Here is a 17,484-nt window from a genome sequence, read left to right on the forward strand (position 1 = left end):
CGGGACAATAGATGGTGCAGCAACGGCTGCCCTTCAGCCGGCCGGAAATAACAGGATCATGCGCATGACCGATACGCTCGACGCAGCGAAACTGACCGATCGCGTCGCAGCCCTGGTCGAGGCTGCCAAACGGGCCGGCGCCGATGCCGCCGATGCGGTTGCGGTGCGCGGCCGTTCGACCGGCGTGTCGGTGCGGCTCGGCAAGGTCGAAGGCACAGAGGCGTCCGAGAGCGAAGACGTCTCGCTGCGTGTCTTCGTCGGCAAGCGGGTAGCGAGCGTCTCGGCAACGGCGGCATCCGACCCCAATATGCTGGCCGAGCGTGCCGTCGCCATGGCCAAAGTGTCGCCCGAAGATCCCTATCAGGGTCTGGCCGATCCGGCCTTGCTGGTCAAGACGCCGCGCGACCTCGATCTGTTCGACGCCACTCAGGTATCGGCCCACCAGTTGAAGGAAGCAGCCCTTGCCGCCGAGGCGGCGGCGCTTGCCGTCAAGGGCGTCACCAATTCGGCCGGCAGTAGCGCCAGTGCCGGGCTGGGCGGCCTTGTGCTCGCCACTTCGCATGGCTTTGTCGGCCATTATGTCGCGTCGCGCTTTTCGCGTTCGACCAGCGTGATCGCCGGCGAGGGCACCGGCATGGAGCGCGATTACGAATTCTCCTCGCGCCAGCATTTTTCCGATCTCGACGCGCCGGAAGACATCGGCCGCAAGGCCGGCGAGCGCGCCGTACGCCGTATTGGCGCGCGCAAGGCGGCGACCGGGCCGGTCGACGTGGTGTTCGATCCGCGCGTGGCGCGCGGCATTGCCGGCCATCTCGCTGGTGCCATCAATGGCGCCGCAGTGGCGCGCAAGACCAGCTTTCTGCGCGACATGATGGGCAAGAAGGTGGCTTCGGCCGCAATTACCGTCACCGACGAGCCGCTCCGGCGCCGCGGCCAGGCCTCGCGCCCGTTCGACGGCGAAGGCGTCGAGGGCGAAAAACTGTTCATGGTCGACAAGGGCGTGCTCAACCACTGGTTCCTGTCGACTTCCGCGGCGCGGGAACTCGGCCTCGTCACCAATGGGCGCGGCTCGCGCAATGGCTCGTCCGTCTCGCCGTCATCGACCAATCTTGCAATCGAGCCTGGCGAACGGACGCCGGAAGAGCTGATCAAGTCGCTCAAGACCGGCTTCTACGTCACCGAAGTGTTCGGCCAGGGCGTCGACATGGTGACGGGCGAATATAGCCGCGGCGCTTCCGGCTTCTGGATCGATAACGGCGAGCTGGCCTATCCCGTCGCCGAGGTGACCATCGCCTCCAATTTGAAAACCATGTTCCTCAACATGGTTCCGGCGAGCGATCTCGACCGCAATTTCGGCACTGCCGCGCCCACGCTTTTGATCGAAGGAATGACCCTTGCCGGAGCTTGATCCGGCCGTCTCGGCCGGCGCTACTGAAGACCTGCAGCTGCTGCTCGACGCTGCCCGCGAGGCAGGGCTCATCGCCATGCAGTACTTCAACAACAATCCGCAGGTGTGGATGAAGGGCGGCACCTCGCCGGTCAGCGAAGCCGATCACGCCGCCGACAAATATCTGCGCGAAACCTTGCTGGCGGCCCGGCCGGACTACGGCTGGCTGTCGGAGGAAACCGTCGACGACCCGGTAAGGCTTATCGCGCGCCGCACCTTCGTCGTCGATCCGATCGACGGCACGCGCGGCTTCCTCGAGGGCTTGCCCACATGGTGCGTCAGCGTAGCGGTGGTCGAGAACGGCCGCACGCTTGCCGGCGTGCTCGACTGTCCGGCGAAGGGCGAGATCTATTGGGCGCTGCCCGGCGAGGGCGCGTTCCTGAATGGCAAGCGCATCAGCGTGCGTCCGCCGTCGGAAACGGCCGAAATCGCCGGACCGAAGCCGATGATCGACCTGCTGCCGGCGAAATGGCACAAACGGCTGAAGCGGGTGCCCTATATTCCTTCGCTCGCCTACCGGCTGGCGATGATCGCCGGCGGCCAGCTCGATGCCACCTTCGTCAAGGCCAACGCGCATGACTGGGACATCGCTGCGGCCGATCTCATCCTGCGCGAGGCAGGCGGCGCCGTGCTCGATCGGCACGGCCGCGCGCCGCTCTATGCCGGCGAAGTGATCCGTCACGGACCGCTCGCCGCCGGCAGCGGCGAACTCCTCGCCGTGCTCGCGGGCGTCATCGCCGGGCTGGACAATTGAGCGCTATCAATAGTTCCAAAGTCGGCGGCTTTGGTCTAGACCTGTCCCAAACTCACGATATGTGAAGGATCGACATGGCCGCTGAAGACGGAAAGAAACAGCTTTTGCACCTGGTGTTCGGCGGCGAACTCAAGAAGCTGGGCGGCACCGAATTCCGCGATCTCGACGCGCTCGACATCGTCGGCATTTATCCGGACTACCAATCGGCGCACGCCGTCTGGAAGGCCAAGGCGCAAGCTAGTGTCGACAATGCCCATATGCGCTATTTCGTCGTTCACCTGCACCGCCTGCTCGACCCCGAAAACAAGGCTGTCGGTTGACATCGATGAACCATGAAGCGGTCAAGCGTTCAGCCCCGCGGTCGGCGGTCAGACGTCGCAAGCCGAAGACGTTCTGGCGCAAGATCCGCGAACCGCTGGCGCAGTCGCGATTCGTCAAGAATGCGCTTGCCGCGCTGTTTGCGTATTTCGTCCGCCTTGTCCGCTTGACCAACCGCATGGTCGACGGATCGGCCAAGTTTTCCGGCGGCGCCTATGCGCAGCTCGAGCCTGGCATCATCGCCCTCTGGCACGGCCAGCATTTGCTGACCCCGGCCTATTATCCCAAGGGACGGCCGCTGGTTGCCATGGTGTCGCGCAGCGCCGATGCCGAGCTCAACGCGCTGATGGTCGAGAAATTCGGCATCGAGGCGGTGCGCGGCTCTGGCGGGCGCCAAAGCGCAAGGCATCTCGACAAGGGCGGGGCCAAGGCGCTCATCGCCCTCAAAAAGTCGCTCGCCACCGGCAAGAATGTCGCCATGATAGCTGATATTCCCCACGGAACGCCACGCGATGCGGGGCTGGGTGTCGTCCTCCTGGCGCGGCTGTCCGGCCGGCCGATCCTGCCTGCCGCGATAGCCACCAGCCGCCGCAAGGTGATCGAGGGCAGCTGGGACAAGACGACGATCAACCTGCCCTTCGGCCGCTCCTCGATTGTCGTCGGCACGCCCGTCTTCGTGCCGGCCAACGCCGACGCCGCGGAAATGGAACGCAAGCGCCAGGAGGTCACGGCCTCGCTCAATGCCGCGACCGCCGAGGCCTATCGGCTTGTGGACGGTTCGAAATGAGTATGCGCTGGGCGCGCGCCTTCCTGACGGCATACCGTTTCGCCGGGGCCGCCGCCTACCCGCTGGTCGGACCTTACGTCGCCTGGCGCACTTCCAGAGGCAAGGAGGACCGCATTCGCCGGCGTGAACGCTACGGCGTCGCCGGACGCGAGCGCCCCGAAGGCCCGGTGATCTGGATCCATGCAGCCAGCGTCGGCGAGACCATCGCCGTCGTGCCGCTGGTCGAGAGCATTCTCGATTACGGCGTCAACATCGTGCTGACCACAGGCACCGTCACCTCGGCGCAGGTCGCCGAAGAACGGCTGGGCGACCGCATCATCCACCAATATGTGCCGCTCGACCTCAAGCCGGCGGTCAGCCGCTTCCTCGACCATTGGCAGCCGGACCTGGCGATCATCGCCGAATCGGAGATCTGGCCGATGACCATCCTGGAACTCGGCGCCCGCCGCGTGCCGCAGGTTCTGGTCAATGGCAGGCTGTCCGACCGCTCTTTCAAATCCTGGAAGAAGCGCGCCAACATTGCCGAAGCATTGTTCGAGAATCTCGCCCATGTCGTTGCCCAATCGGATCTCGATGGCGAGCGCTTCCTTTCGCTCGGCGCCCGGCCGGTCACCGTGTCCGGCAATCTCAAGGTCGACACCGCGCCGCCGCCGGCCGACGAGCGAGCACTGGCGGCGCTGAAACGCCAGATCGGCGGTCGCCCGACCTGGGCGGCGATCTCGACCCATGATGGCGAAGAGGCGGTCGCCGCCGAAGTTCACGCCATGCTGCACAAGCGCCACCACGGGCTTTTGACGATCATCGTGCCGCGCCATCCCGATCGCGCCGGGCAGCTGGCCGCCCAGATTTCCGGCATGGGCCTGAAGCTGGCGCAGCGCAGCAAGGGCGACAGGATCACTGCCGACACCGATATTCTGCTCGGCGACACGATCGGCGAGATGGGGCTTTATCTGAGACTGACGGAAATCGCCTTTGTCGGCCGTTCGCTGACTTCCGAAGGCGGCCAGAACCCGCTGGAACCGGCCATGCTGGAGACGGCGGTGCTTGCCGGCCGCAATGTCCAGAATTTTCGCGAGGCCTATCAGCGCCTGCTCGATAGCGGCGGCGCCAAGCTGGTGCGCGACCGCGATATGCTGGCCGGCGCCGTCAATTTCCTTTTGACCAACGAGGCGGCCCGCCATGAGATGATGGCGGCGGGCGCGGCGACGGTCGACGAGATGCGCGGTGCGCTGGCACATACCCTCAGGTCGCTCGAGCCCTATATCCAGCCGCTGGTCGTCAAGTCGCGCCTGAAGGGCGCGAACGGGCGCTGACGTGACCTCGGAAGCGCCGCCCTTCTGGTGGGAAGAGCCCGACTGGCGGGTCACGGCGCTGTCGCCGCTCTCCGCCATCTATGCGCTTGTCGCCGGTCGCCGCATGCGGCATGCGCCGCGCGAAAAGGTAGAGGCGCCGGTGCTCTGCGTCGGCAACTTCACCGTCGGCGGCACCGGCAAGACGCCGGTGGCGATCGCATTGGCCGAGCAGGCCCGGCGCATGCAGCTCAATCCGGGTTTCCTGTCACGCGGCCATGGCGGCTCCTTCGCGCAGCCGCATATCGTCGATCCGCACCACGACGCCGCCAAGCATGTCGGCGATGAGCCGCTGCTTCTGGCCGGACACGCGCCGGTCGCGGTGACGCCGAACCGGGCCGCCGGCGCCAGGCTTCTGCTGGAGAAGCTCGGCTGCGATTTCCTGATCATGGATGACGGTTTTCAGAGCGCGCGCATCCACATCGACTATGCGCTGGTCGTCGTCGACGCGCGCCATGGCATCGGCAATGGCCGCGTCATCCCTGGCGGACCGCTGCGGGCAAACATCGTCGACCAATTGGTCTTCACCAGCGCCTTGCTGAAGATGGGCGAGGGCACCGCGGCCGATACGGTCGTGCGCCAGGCAGCGCGCGCCGGCAGGCCGATCTTCGAGGCGCATACCGCGCCGAGCAGCAAGGTGACGCTGGCCGGCAGGCGGTTCCTGGCGTTCGCCGGCATCGGTCATCCCGACAGGTTTTTCGACACCGTAAGCGAGGCCGGGGGCGAGCTTGCGCTGACCCGACCATTTCCTGACCATCATTTCTACAGTGCGGACGAGCTTGCCGAATTGGCGGCGACAGCACGTAAAGCCGGACTTGGCCTCATTACCACCGCCAAGGACGCTGCCCGCCTGCGTCACGGCGCAGCACCGCCGGAATTCCTCGACGGGCTCGATGTGCTGAAGATCGACACTGTGTTCGAGCTTGACCACGTGCCGCAGCGCATTATCGACGAGACGCTGGATGCCTGGCGGCAGCGCAGGCTGAGGGGCTGACCAGCAGCTTGAGCACCGAGGCGATGTAGGACTGGAATTTGCAGCTTTCCGCCGGTCGAGCGTATTTTGTTCTTGCTTTGTGCCGGCAGCTATGCTACTAATCTGAGTATGGTGATGATTCGCCGGTGACCCGCCCTCGAGCCCGAGGCGGGTTTTTTATTTCAAGATAACCTCTAAGGTTTCGGTGTTGCCGGCCTGACGCCGCGGCAGAGGGCGCAGGATCGCAACGGGGCGACTCCCATTTGCGCTGAACTAGCGTCGGCGGCGCAGTTCCGGATGCGCTTCGATCTCGCGGCGCAGCGAGGCGGCGGCATTCACATAGGGTTCCTGCCTGGCGACACTCCAGTATTTGAGCTCGTCGAGCGGGATGCTCTCGCCGGTCACTGCGCAGCGCACGAAGGCGCCGGGGCTGGTCACCTGGAAGTCGCCATCGAGATAGCGGATGCGGGCTTCCTTGCCGCCGGGTCCTTCGAAACGGTTCATCATGGGGTGGTGCCGAAATTCATGACGATGTCATCGCCACAAATTGCGGCGAGGTCAAGCTTGGTTGGCCTTGCCTGGTTCTGTTTCTGGTGACACCTGCTCAAACAAGCCGGCAAAGCGAATGCCAATGCATGTCGCGCAAAAGTGTGCGGCGGTTTTGCGCGACATGCATAAACACAAGAACCTGAAGCACGTCGCATGAGGCCGGTCGAACGCGACGCGTCTTAGGCATCTCATTCCTCGGCCGTGATAAACTGCTCGATCTTCTCCGCTGGCAGCCCTGCCTGGACGGCGATGCGCCGGGCGAGTTCGGCGGCGGCTGCGCGCGGCCGCCCCAGCGGCCGGTCGAGCCAGTAAGATATCGGGCTTAGCGCACTGCGCTCGTCGACGGCGACGATGCGGCCCGATTTCAATTGGTCCACCGTCAACGGCGGACGTGCCAGCGCAATACCGAGCCCGTGCGCGGCGGCGTCGAGCACGAGGTTGTAGTCCTCGAAACGGCGGTCGTGCGGCCGCGGCCGATAGTCCATCTCCTGCGCCGCAAACCAGGCGCGCCAGGCCGAAGCGTCGGAATCATTGATCACCGGAAATTCGAGCAGTCGGGCGGGATCTCCGCGACCGATCTCTCTGGCCAATTCCGGCGAGGCGACAGGGAACACATATTCTTCGAAAAGCTGCACCGAGATCCGGCCCGGAATGCGACCGCGCCCGCAGCGGATCGACAGGTCGATGCCCTCGTCGGCAAGATCGCCCTGGCGGATGTCGACGTCGAGCACGATACGCAGCTTGGACGGGTGGTTCTCCAGCGCCGCTATGCGCGGCATCAGCCACAGCCCGCTGACCGAGGGGATCGAGGTCAGCCGCACCACCGCCGTGCCGCGCGGCTCGACCCAACGGTCCGAATTGCTGGCGATCAGGGCAAAGGCTTCGGTGGTGCGCAGATGCAGGCGATTGCCTTCGACGGTCAGAGAGACGCCGCGCGCGCCGCGATCGAAGACTTTCAGCCCAAGCCAGCCCTCGAGCTTGGCGATCTGCCGGCTGACGGCGCCGTGGGTGATGTTGAGCTTCTCGGCCGCCGCCGAAAAGCTGCCGGTCCGAGCCGCGGCGTCGAAGGCGCGCAGCGTTTCGAGCGGCAGCATCGGGTCTAAGCTGTGATCCATAGTCACAGGTGATCCTTGATTTGTTCGTTTGTCAACCGACCCGCAATAGCGTTTCTCTACTTCATGGCATTGGATCGCGAGGACACCCAGATGAGCGCTTACACCGGCACGTTGAATACGACACAGCGCATGGATGCCACGGCTGCCATCGCGGTGGCGCTGACGGTGGTCGGCTGGGCCTCCGCCTTTCCGGCGATCCGCGCCGGCCTTGCCGCTTTCGGGCCGCTGGAACTTGGCGCGCTGCGCTTTGCCATCGCCGCGGTTCCGGCGGCGATCTTCCTCGCGGTCAAGCGGCCGGCACTGCCCAGGCTCGATGAACTCTGGCGCTTTATCTTCGGTGGTGCCGTCTTCGTCGCACTCTACACGGTGATGCTCAATTTCGGCGAGCTGACCGTTTCGGCCGGTGCGGCGGGCTTCATCATCAATGTCAGCCCGATCTTCACCGCCATCATGGCCATGGCGCTGCTCGGCGAACGCTTCTCGGGCCTCGCCTGGGCCGGCACATTCCTGTCCTTCGCCGGTATCGGGATCATCGCCATGGGCGAGGGGCAAGGGCTGCATTTCAACAATGGTGCGCTGCTTGTCCTCGGCTCGGCGCTGTGCTCGGCCGTCAACACCATCGTCCAGAAGCCGCTGTTTGCCCGCCACCACCCGCTGACCATCTCGGGCTCGAACATGGTGCTTGGCGCGCTCTGCCTGTCGCCGTTCCTGTCGAGCGGTCTGGCACAGGCGGCGGTCGCCGACACCGCCGGGCTCGGCGCCGTCATCTTTCTCGGCATCGTGCCCAGCCTGATCGCCTATGCCGCCTGGGCAACAGCACTTTCCCGCCTGCCCGCGGCGCGTGCCTCGAACTTCCTCTATCTGGTGTCGCCGGTGGCGACGCTGATCGGCTTCTTCTGGCTGGGCGAGGTGCCGACGCTGCTCGGCATCTTCGGCGGCGCGCTGGCGCTGGGCGGCGTCATCGTGGTGAATTTGAAGAGATGAGAGCTTTAGTGCTTGACTGCTGGTGGCGTACGCGGCTGATTTAACTAGAAGTACGGTTGCCACCAGTGAGCTTTGAATGCCTAAGACGTTTTTCAGGGATGGTTCGACGTTTCGCCCAATAGCAGTTGGTTACGGCAGGTGTATTGCGACCGACCGCATCACCGTGGATGGCGCGCAAGTAGGCTATCTTTACCGCGAAACGCCAGATCATCCGGTTGATAGCGGATGGTGCTTTTTTGCAGGCGATGAATCTGACGAATACATCAATGACCCCAACAATTCCGGCTTGTACGATGTCAATACAATTGCGAATTACGACCCGCTCATTACCTCTTGTTTAGAGGCGCCTTGTGGAAGTGCGTTTTTGAGAATCGAGGGGAAGTTTGTCCGTCAGAAGTTCGAACCCCCAGACGATGATTAAAGCCGCCTGTGGAACCAGCCTTGCTAGCGAGTTATAGACAGCGCCAGCGCGAGCGACCTTCTCACCGCCTCCCAAACAGCCTCTCAATATCCGCGAGCTTGAGCTCGATATAGGTCGGGCGGCCGTGGTTGCAGGTGCCGGAGCCCGGCGTCGCCTCCATCTGGCGTAGCAGCGCATTCATCTCTTCGGGCTTGAGCAGCCGGCCGGAGCGCACCGAGCCGTGGCAGGCCATGGTCGCGGCTATTTTGTCCAGCCGCCCTTTCAGCGTGTCGACCGTATCGTTGTCGGCGATCTCGTCGGCGAGGTCGCGCACCAGCTGCTGGACGTTGGTCTCACCAAGCATCGACGGCGTCTCGCGCACCGCGACGGCACCGGGGCCGAAGCGCTCGATGCCAAGGCCGAAGCGGGCCAGCGTCTCGGAGTGTATGGCGAGCCGTTCGGCGTCTTCCTCTGACAGATCGACGATCTCGGGCAGCAGCAACATCTGTGACGGCACCGCGCGTGAGTGCAGCGCATTTTTCAAGGCCTCATAGACCAGCCGCTCATGCGCCGCATGCTGGTCGACGATGACGAGCGAATCCCTGGTCTGGGCGACGATGTAGTTCTCATGCACTTGTGCGCGCGCCGCGCCCAATGCCGTGCCGAGCAGCGTCTCTGCCGCCTGGTCCTGTCCGGCGCGCGCGTCGGCACTGTGCGGCGGCCCGGCATCGAACGCCGCCTGCTCGTCCTCGCCAAAGCCGCCGCCCATATCGAGCGGCCGCTGCGGCGAACGGGCCGGATCGAACCCGGCAAAGCCTGAGGCCCGATAGGCGGCCTCGTAGCTGCGATGGCCGTTGGCCGGCCCGCCATGCGCATAGGATGCCGCGCCGGGCCGGAACGCTGCCATCATGCCGGCTGCCCCCGTGGTGGCGGCGCGGATGCCGGCATTGGCCAGCGCTTCGCGGATGGCGCCGACGATCAGCCCGCGCACCAGCCCCGGGTCGCGGAAGCGCACGTCTGCCTTGGCCGGGTGGACGTTGACGTCGACGATCGCCGGATCGAGCGTCAGGAACAGCACGGTGGCGGCATGGCGGTCGCGCGGCAGCACGTCGGCGAAGGCGCCGCGAATGGCGCCGGCGATCAATTTGTCACGCACCGGGCGGCCGTTGACATAGGCGTATTGCTGTAGCGCGTTGGCGCGGGTGAAAGAGGGGACCGAGACATGGCCGGCGAGATGCACGCCGTCCCGCATCGCGTCGATGGCGATCGCATTGTCCGGAAAGTCGGCGCCCATCACTTGTGCCACCCGGCGCAGCCGGCCTTCCGGGCTGTCGTCGGTCGCCGGCAGTTCCAGCGTCGAGCGGTCCGGGCCGGCCAGGGTGAAGCGCACGGCGGGGAAGGCGATGGCGATGCGCTTGACCACGTCGCCGATGGCCGAGCTTTCGGCGCGCTCGCCCTTCATGAATTTGAGCCGCGCCGGCGTGGCGAAGAACAGGTCGCGCACCTCGACCGTGGTGCCGCGATTGGCAGCCGCCGGCCTGACGGCGGAGACGCGGCCGCCGTCGATGCCGATCTCGGCGGCGTTTTCACTGGACGCGGTGCGCGAGCGGATCGACAGCCGCGCCACCGAGCCGATCGAGGGCAAGGCCTCGCCGCGAAAGCCGAGTGAGCGGATGTCGTGAATGTCGTCGGCGAGCTTGGAGGTGCAATGGCGCGCGATCGCCAGCGCCAGTTCCTTTTCCGGAATGCCCGAGCCGTCATCGCTGACGCGGATCAGGTTCAGCCCGCCGCCGGCGGTGACGATCTCGACTCTGGTAGCGCCGGCATCGAGCGCGTTCTCGACCAGTTCCTTGACCACGCTTGCCGGACGCTCGATGACTTCGCCGGCGGCGATCTGGTTGATCATCGTTTCGGAAAGCTGGCGGATGGGCATGGCAGCACTATAGGCGGATTCGTGGCCGATGCGGGAGGGGGAGAATAGCGTTGATTGTTGCAAGGCAGGGAGACTGCTCCGTTGCGCTCCGTCCCACCCCCCTCTGGCCTGCCGGCCATCTCCCCCGCAAGGGGGGAGATCGGATGTCGCCTCGGCCTCCGCCAGTCTCCAATGTCTCAAAGGTTGGCGGGACGCATGAACCGCCAATCTCCCCCCTTGCGGGGGAGATGGCCGGCAGGCCAAAGGGGGGTGCTGTCCCGCCACGATGTAGAGATAGGAATATTGTTGAAGTGAATGGGCTTGGCCCCCAATTGACTTAGTGGATTTAGTCGGGCGAAGGCCAAAATCTGAAGCGAATGGCCGTTGGAGGCGACATTTGGACGTCATCCTAGATTACTTAATGGTAAAGTTCGCTCGATGGATACAGCGTCGAAAGAGTCGTATTGCAAGAGTAATTTTGTTCACTATTTGGACAATTATTTCAATATCGCTAACAGTTGTTCTGGTTTACCTCCTGTATATTCGAAATCTTACCATATAGATTATTGTTCAATCGTCGGGTCGTTCTCGAGGAAATCCGCGCAGCTGACCGCGAGCGTGCCTTCAACTCATGAGCTTGGGCAGCGCTGCCGCCAGTGCATCGACGGCAAGGCGGACTTTCATCGGCAGATGAGGCGTCTGCAACCAAAGGGCATGAACGTCGTAGAGAAACCGGGATTGTTCCGCCAATAGCAGGACAAGCGCGCCCGCCTGGATGCGCCGGCGAACCAGCCAGTACGGCAGCCAGGCGAGCCCCATGCCGGCGGCCGCGGCATCGGCGATGGCATCGAGATCGTCGAGCCGCAATCTGCTGACGGGCCGGATCTCCATCGCGGGCTGGCCGTTGCGCGGAAACAGCCACGGCTGAACGGCGCGCCCGGAACGGCGGTAGATGATCGCGTGATGGCGGCCCAGGTCATCTATTTCCTGCGGCTGGCCGTGGCGGTCGAGATAGGACGGCGACGCGCAGACGACCATGTGCTGGCGCGCGATGCGACGCGCCATTACCCCGGCCTGGTCCTCCAGGTCGCCCGTTCTAATGGCAAGATCGCAGCCGTCCTCGGCGAGGTCGGCGAGGGCGTCGCTGAACGACAGGTCAAGTTCCAGCGCCGGATATTGCTGCGCAAGCCCGAACAGGATCGGGGCAACGCAGCGCCGGCCGAAATGCACCGGCATGAGCACGCGCAGCTTTCCGCGCGGTTCGGCAAGCTGGTCGGCGGCGAGTGCATCCGCGGCCTCCGCTTCGGCAAGCACCAGCCGGCAGCGTTCGTAATAGGCGCGCCCGAAATCCGTCAGGCTTTGGCGGCGCGTGGTCCGGTTGATGAGGCGCACGCTCAGGCGCTCCTCGAGAAACCGGACATGCTTGCCGACCATCGGCCCGGACAGATCGAGAGCGGCCGCCGCGGCCGCGAACGAGCCCAGATCGACGGCTTTGACGAACACGGCCATGCTCGTAAGGCGATCCATATTCAAAACCTATAGTTTCTGCTGATCTACTCAAGCGGCTATTTATCCGCCTGATCGCCGCTGGCATAGGTGATTCAGTTCAAATATTTTGGAGTTGTGACCGATGACGCGTGTCGTTCGTTTTCATGAGCTTGGTGGTCCCGAGGTTCTGCGCATCGAGAATGTCGACATGCCTGCGCCCGGGCGAGGCGAGGTCCAGATCCGTGTCAAGGCGTTGGGTCTCAACCGGGCCGAGGCGCTGCTCCGTTCAGGCAGATATATCCAGACTGCGCCGTTGCCTTCCGGTCTTGGGCTTGAGGCCGCTGGCCTCGTCGAGATGGTGGGCGAAGGCGTGAGCGGTTTTGCGCCGGGCGATGCCGTCAGCATCGTGCCGCCATTGTCGATGGTCCGCTGGCCTGCCTATGGTGAGATTGCCACATACCCCGCCGAGCTCGTCGTCAAGCACCCGCCGGCGCTGAGCTGGGAAGAGGCCGCCGCCGCGTGGATGCAATATCTCACGGCCTATGGTGCGCTGATCGACATTGCCAAACTTGGCAGGGAGGACGTTGTCGTCATCACCGCGGCATCGAGCAGCGTCGGACTTGCGGCGACCCAGATTGCCAACCTGATTGGCGCGACCCCGATCGCGGTCACACGGACGTCCGCCAAGAAGCGGGCTTTGGTTGCGTTCGGCGCGGCCCACGTCATCGCTTCGGCAGAGGAGGATCTGGAAGCCAGGCTGAAGCAAATCGCCGGCCCGGACGGCGTGCGCGTGGTGTTCGACGCCGTCGGCGGTCCGATTTTCGAGCCTCTGACGGCAGCGATGGCACCGGGTGGCATTCTCATCGAATATGGCGGATTGAGCCTCGACCGGACACCCTTTCCGCTACCTGCAGTGCTGGCGAAGACACTGACGCTGCGCGGTTATCTCATGCATGAGATCGTGCGCGATCCGGTCCGGCTGCAGGCCGCCAAGGCGTTCATCCTTGACGGACTAAGCTCGGGTTCGCTGAAGCCGGCAATCGCCAGAACCTTTCCGTTCGACCAGATCGTCGAGGCGCATCGTTATCTAGAAGCGAACGAACAATTCGGCAAGATCGTCGTGACGGTTTGACCGGGCATTTATCGGCATCACGCCTGCGCTGCCAGCCAGTCCCGCACCTTGCGGGCGTTGTCGCTGAGCTCGCGGTTCCTCGACCAGATGACATGAAAGCCCTTGCCGGTCGTCATCGCGTGGCCGGTGACGCGCACCAGCAGCCCTGATGCCAGCAGCCGCTCGGCGAGGTGACCCCAGCCGAGCGCGATGCCTTGCCCTTCCATGACTGCCTGGATCACCAGCGCATAGTCGTTGATGCGCAAGCCACGTCCGGCATCGGCGATGTCGACACCGGCCGAGGCGAACCACTCGTCCCAGCTCGCGGCCTCGCGAAACGGCTCTTCGAGATGGATGAGGCGGTGCGATTGAAGGTCCGCGACACGCTCCGGCAGCCCGAACCGGGCCACATAACTCGCGCCGGCAACGGGGAATATCACTTCATCGGCCAGCGGCAGCGAATGATAATCCGGCCATTCCCTGGGCTCGCCGCCGCGGACGCCGAGCGGGATGTCCTCGGCGATGATGTCGAGATCGCGGTCGGCGGTCTGGATGCGCAGGTCGATGCCCGGTAATTCGTCGCGAAACTGCTGCAGGCGCGGCATCATCCAGAATGAGGCGAAGGCCGTCGAGGCGGCGAGCGTCACATGCGCGCCGACGGCGATCTGGCGCAGATCCTCCGCCGACTTGCGGATGTGCGACAGGCCGAGCGAGACGTCGGCATGGAAGCGGTCGCCGGCCTCTGTAAGGCTGACTTGCCGATGGCGGCGCTGGAAGAGTTTGGCGCCGAGCTGTTCTTCGAGCCCGCGGATCGCATAGGAGACGGCAGCCTGCGTCATGCCGAGCTCCCGTCCGGCGGCGGTAAAGCTCGACAGCCGCCCGGCGGCCTCAAAAACGATCAGGCTGCCCGCCGACGGCAGCAGGTGGCGCAAGCTTCGCATAAGCTGACCTTATACAAGAGATCAGGATTTTCCAGCGTCACAGCTGCATTTTGTCTGGCTAGATTGGTCGAGACAGGAAGATGGAGCCTCCATGAACGCACCGGCCGTTGAAGTGAGCGAACATACCAATCGTCGCGCGGGTGGCCGCCTGGGGCGCAAGGCGCTGCGAGGCGCACCCGTTGCGTCATTTCCGACCCTGGTCCGCAAGATTCCGGTGTATCAGATGGTTCCGGACGAGGCGGTGGAGCTGATCCACCAGGAATCGCTCTCGATCCTCGAAGAGGTGGGATGCGAGTTCCGCGACGACGAGGCGATCGCACTGTGGAAGGCGGCGGGCGCCGATGTCTCGGAGACAAGGGTCCGCATCGACCGCGCCCTGCTGATGGAGCTCATCTCGAAGGTCCCGTCGGAATTTACGCTCAATGCGAGGAATCCCCAGCGTTCCGTACGTGTGGGTGGCAACAACTCCATCTTCGTGCCGATGTATGGGGCGCCATACGTGCGCGACCTCGACAACAACAGGCGCTACGGCACACTCGCCGACCTCAACAATTTCCACAAGCTCGCCTACATGGCGCCGGCGCTGCACTCGTCGAGCTCGATCATCTGCGAGCCGATGGAAATTCCAGTGCCGAAACGTCACCTCCACATCATCCATTCGGCGCTGAAGCACTCCGACAAGCCGTTCATGGGTATCGTGACGTCCAGGGATCGAGCCGAAGACACGATGGCGATGGCGGGCATCGTGTTCGGCAAGGACTATGTCCGCGACAACCCGGTCCTGGTGGCGATCACCAACTGCAATTCGCCGCTGGTCTGGGATGCCACCATGCTGGACGCGATGAAAGTCTATGCGCGCCACAACCAGCCGCTGATTCTCGCGCCCTTCGCCCTTTGCGGCGCCTCGACTTCGGCCTCTGCCGTCGGTGCGGTCGCGCAGGTCAACGCCGAAGCGCTGGCGGGCGTCGCGTTCACACAGCTGTTGCGTCCGGGTTCGCCGCAGATCTACGGACAGTTCATGGTGACGGTCGACATGAAGACCGGCGCTCCCATGGGCGGCACGCCGGAGGCGGCCCAGATGATGTATCTCATGGGCGCGCTGGCGCGGAAGTATCGGCTGCCGTGGCGCACGTCCGGTTTCCATGTCGGCTCGAAGCTGAACGACGCCCAGGCGGGCTACGAGGCGAACATGCTGATGCATGCCGCCATCCTTGCCGGCGCCAACTACATCTGGCACTCCGCCGGTTGGCTCGAGGCCGGCCTGACCTGCGGCTATTCGAAATTTGCCACCGACTGCGAGCAGCTTGTCGGCTGGTACAAATATGCTGGCGGGTTGCCATTCGACGATTTCAAGGAGGCTATGGCGGCTATCCGCGAGGTCGGACCGCAGGGCCATTTCCTCGGCACCCAGCACACGCTCGAACATTTCGAGTCCGCCTTCTTCATACCGAGCATCATGGACTTCAATTCGTTCGAACAGTGGAAGGCGGAAGGAGCAAAGGACCACGACACCCGCGGCCGCGAGAAAGCGCGCAACATGCTCGCCGATTACGAGGAGCCGAAGCTCGACGAGGGCATCGCCGATGGTCTCAAAGATTTGATTGCGCGGCGCGAGGAGAAACTGCCGGACAGCGTTAGTTGATAACGGGCGAAGACCCGATGGGAACCATAACGGAGGAAAAAATGACACTCTTCAGAAGCAACGGTGATCGCGTACCGAGCGCCATCGAAGCGATGGCCAGCGAGGCTCGTGCAGGTCGTGTCGACCGGCGCGAGTTTCTGGCGCTGGCAAGCGCCTTCGGCGCATCGACGGCCTTTGCCTACGGCATGATCGGCCTTGCCGTCCCGCAGCGGGCTTTGGCTGAAGAGCCGAAGAAAGGCGGCACGCTCCACGTTTCGATGTCGGTGAAGGCACAAAAGGATCCGCGCACCTACGACTGGGTGGAACTCGCGAACATTTCACGCTGCTGGCTGGAGCCGCTTGTCCGCTACACCCGCCAGTTCACTTTCGAGCCGGTTCTGCTCGAAAGTTGGGAGGTCAACGACGACGCCACCGAATATGTGCTGCATGTTCGCAAGGGCATCGCCTGGAACAACGGCGATGCTTTTAGTGCCGAAGATGTGGTCTACAATCTGACGCGCTGGTGCGAGAAGGCTGCCGCCGGCAATTCGATGGCCGCGCGCGTCGGTGCGCTGATTGATGCAAAGACCGGCAAGGCCAGGGAAGGAGCGATCACCAAGGTCGACGACAACACGGTGAAGCTGAAGCTGAACGAACCGGACATCTCGCTGATCCCGAACTTCACCGACTATCCGGCGCTGGTGGTCCATCGCAACTTCGACGCCGACGGCGCCAATCCGATCGAGAAGCCGATTGGCACCGGGCCGTTCGAACTGGTGTCTTATGCGGTCGGCCAGAAAGCGGTCGTCAAACGTCGTGAGACTGGCAAATGGTGGGGTGGTGAAGCGCTTCTCGACGGCGTCGAATTCATCGACTACGGAACCGATTTCAACGCCTCGATAAATGCATTCGACTCCGGCGAAATCGATCTCAACTTCGAGACGCCTGCCGACTTCATTGACATCCTCGACAAGATGGGGCTGGTGAAATCGGAGGTCGCGACAGCGACCACGCTCGTTGCCCGCACCAACATCACGCACAAACCCTACGATGACAAGCGGGTCCGCAACGCCCTCCAGATGGCCGTCGACAACAATGCGGTGCTCGAACTTGGCTATGCCGGGCGAGGCACCGTGGGTGAAAATCACCACGTCAGCCCGATTCATCCGGAATACTACGCGCTGCCCAAGAAGACACGCGACGCCGCGGGCGCCAAGAAGCTGATGGCGGAGGCCGGGCGGGCCGACTTCGAGCATGAACTGATCACCGTCGAGGACGATTGGCAAAAGAACACCGGCGACGCGATTGCCGGCCAGTTGCGCGATGCCGGGATCAAAGTGAAACGCACGGTGCTGCCGGGTTCGACCTTCTGGAACGACTGGACGAAATATCCTTATTCCATGACCATCTGGTACATGCGCCCGCTTGGCGTCCAGGTGTTGGCGCTCGGCTATCGCACCGGCGAGGCCTGGAACGAAACCGGCTACTCGAACCCTGATTTTGACGCCAAGCTCAAGCAGGCTCTCTCGCTCATCGACGTCGAGAAGCGCCGCGAGGTCATGAAGGACATCGAGCAGATCCTGCAGGATTCGGGCGTCATCATTCAGCCGTTTTGGCAGAAGCTGTTCAGCCACATGAACGAGAAGGTGAAGAACTACGGTGTCCACCAAACCTTCGAGATGGATCTCCAGAACGTCTGGCTGAACGCCTGAGTTGCCAGCAAAGGACGCGTTGC

16 protein-coding genes are annotated in these 17,484 nt (G+C 63.8%); 11 read left to right on the forward strand and 5 right to left on the reverse strand.

Annotated elements, in window-relative coordinates; all coding sequences use genetic code 11:
* The first annotated feature begins 64 nt into the window (after nt 1-64).
* The 6 genes from NKH42_RS13445 (at nt 65) to lpxK (ending at nt 5,649) form a co-directional block, all read left to right on the forward strand.
* Nucleotides 65-1,408 carry a TldD/PmbA family protein gene (locus NKH42_RS13445; RefSeq protein WP_352751667.1) on the forward strand — a complete coding sequence of 448 codons (1,344 nt, stop codon included), beginning with the start codon at nt 65-67 and terminating at the stop codon, nt 1,406-1,408.
* Nucleotides 1,395-2,201: a 3'(2'),5'-bisphosphate nucleotidase CysQ gene (locus tag NKH42_RS13450; protein ID WP_352509466.1), complete on the forward strand. Its 807-nt coding sequence runs from the start codon at nt 1,395-1,397 to the stop codon at nt 2,199-2,201. The genes NKH42_RS13445 and NKH42_RS13450 overlap by 14 nt, the downstream gene beginning before the upstream one ends.
* 74 nt (nt 2,202-2,275) lie before the next feature.
* Entirely contained in the window at nt 2,276-2,521 is a 246-nt protein-coding gene (locus NKH42_RS13455; RefSeq protein WP_023674378.1) for a DUF4170 domain-containing protein, read from the forward strand.
* A 5-nt stretch (nt 2,522-2,526) separates the two neighbouring features.
* A complete protein-coding gene (locus NKH42_RS13460; protein ID WP_352509467.1) occupies nt 2,527-3,306 on the forward strand; it encodes a lysophospholipid acyltransferase family protein in 780 nt (259 codons plus the stop codon).
* Nucleotides 3,303-4,619, forward strand: a complete 1,317-nt coding sequence (waaA, locus tag NKH42_RS13465; protein ID WP_254817457.1) for a lipid IV(A) 3-deoxy-D-manno-octulosonic acid transferase — start codon at nt 3,303-3,305, stop codon at nt 4,617-4,619. The genes NKH42_RS13460 and waaA overlap by 4 nt, the downstream gene beginning before the upstream one ends.
* Before the next feature lies 1 nt (nt 4,620).
* A complete protein-coding gene (gene lpxK / locus NKH42_RS13470) occupies nt 4,621-5,649 on the forward strand; it encodes a tetraacyldisaccharide 4'-kinase (RefSeq protein ID WP_352509468.1) in 1,029 nt (342 codons plus the stop codon).
* Nucleotides 5,650-5,901: 252 nt separating this feature from the next.
* Here lpxK and NKH42_RS13475 read toward each other — a convergent pair whose 3' ends face one another.
* Nucleotides 5,902-6,135 (reverse strand): DUF2093 domain-containing protein, encoded by a 234-nt coding sequence (locus tag NKH42_RS13475; protein WP_031211156.1) that lies wholly within the window; start codon nt 6,133-6,135, stop codon nt 5,902-5,904.
* 230 nt (nt 6,136-6,365) lie between these two features.
* A complete protein-coding gene (locus NKH42_RS13480; RefSeq protein WP_352690774.1) occupies nt 6,366-7,292 on the reverse strand; it encodes a LysR family transcriptional regulator in 927 nt (308 codons plus the stop codon).
* A gap of 90 nt (nt 7,293-7,382) precedes the next feature.
* Between NKH42_RS13480 and NKH42_RS13485 the strand changes: the two genes are divergently transcribed.
* Nucleotides 7,383-8,276 carry a DMT family transporter gene (locus NKH42_RS13485; RefSeq protein WP_352690775.1) on the forward strand — a complete coding sequence of 298 codons (894 nt, stop codon included), beginning with the start codon at nt 7,383-7,385 and terminating at the stop codon, nt 8,274-8,276.
* A 76-nt stretch (nt 8,277-8,352) separates the two neighbouring features.
* Nucleotides 8,353-8,697 carry a DUF2185 domain-containing protein gene (locus NKH42_RS13490; RefSeq protein ID WP_352690779.1) on the forward strand — a complete coding sequence of 115 codons (345 nt, stop codon included), beginning with the start codon at nt 8,353-8,355 and terminating at the stop codon, nt 8,695-8,697.
* A 61-nt stretch (nt 8,698-8,758) separates the two neighbouring features.
* Here NKH42_RS13490 and mutL read toward each other — a convergent pair whose 3' ends face one another.
* Nucleotides 8,759-10,609 carry a DNA mismatch repair endonuclease MutL gene (mutL, locus tag NKH42_RS13495; protein ID WP_352690837.1) on the reverse strand — a complete coding sequence of 617 codons (1,851 nt, stop codon included), beginning with the start codon at nt 10,607-10,609 and terminating at the stop codon, nt 8,759-8,761.
* A 603-nt stretch (nt 10,610-11,212) separates the two neighbouring features.
* Nucleotides 11,213-12,115 (reverse strand): LysR family transcriptional regulator, encoded by a 903-nt coding sequence (locus NKH42_RS13500; RefSeq protein WP_352751665.1) that lies wholly within the window; start codon nt 12,113-12,115, stop codon nt 11,213-11,215.
* Nucleotides 12,116-12,218: 103 nt separating this feature from the next.
* Here NKH42_RS13500 and NKH42_RS13505 point away from each other — a divergent pair, with 103 nt between their 5' ends.
* Nucleotides 12,219-13,208: a zinc-dependent alcohol dehydrogenase family protein gene (locus NKH42_RS13505; RefSeq protein ID WP_352509568.1), complete on the forward strand. Its 990-nt coding sequence runs from the start codon at nt 12,219-12,221 to the stop codon at nt 13,206-13,208.
* A 17-nt stretch (nt 13,209-13,225) separates the two neighbouring features.
* Here NKH42_RS13505 and NKH42_RS13510 read toward each other — a convergent pair whose 3' ends face one another.
* Entirely contained in the window at nt 13,226-14,128 is a 903-nt protein-coding gene (locus tag NKH42_RS13510; protein WP_352509569.1) for a LysR substrate-binding domain-containing protein, read from the reverse strand.
* Nucleotides 14,129-14,219: 91 nt separating this feature from the next.
* On the opposite strand from NKH42_RS13510, the gene NKH42_RS13515 reads away from it, so the two are divergent.
* The gene (locus tag NKH42_RS13515; protein ID WP_352690781.1) at nt 14,220-15,770 is read left to right on the forward strand and encodes a trimethylamine methyltransferase family protein; all 1,551 of its coding nucleotides are present in this window, start codon (nt 14,220-14,222) and stop codon (nt 15,768-15,770) included.
* A 41-nt stretch (nt 15,771-15,811) separates the two neighbouring features.
* Nucleotides 15,812-17,461 carry an ABC transporter substrate-binding protein gene (locus NKH42_RS13520; protein WP_352690786.1) on the forward strand — a complete coding sequence of 550 codons (1,650 nt, stop codon included), beginning with the start codon at nt 15,812-15,814 and terminating at the stop codon, nt 17,459-17,461.
* The last annotated feature ends 23 nt before the right edge of the window (nt 17,462-17,484 follow it).

Source organism: Mesorhizobium sp. M1142 (assembly GCF_040318565.1).
In the GTDB taxonomy this organism is placed as follows: Bacteria; Pseudomonadota; Alphaproteobacteria; order Rhizobiales; family Rhizobiaceae; genus Mesorhizobium.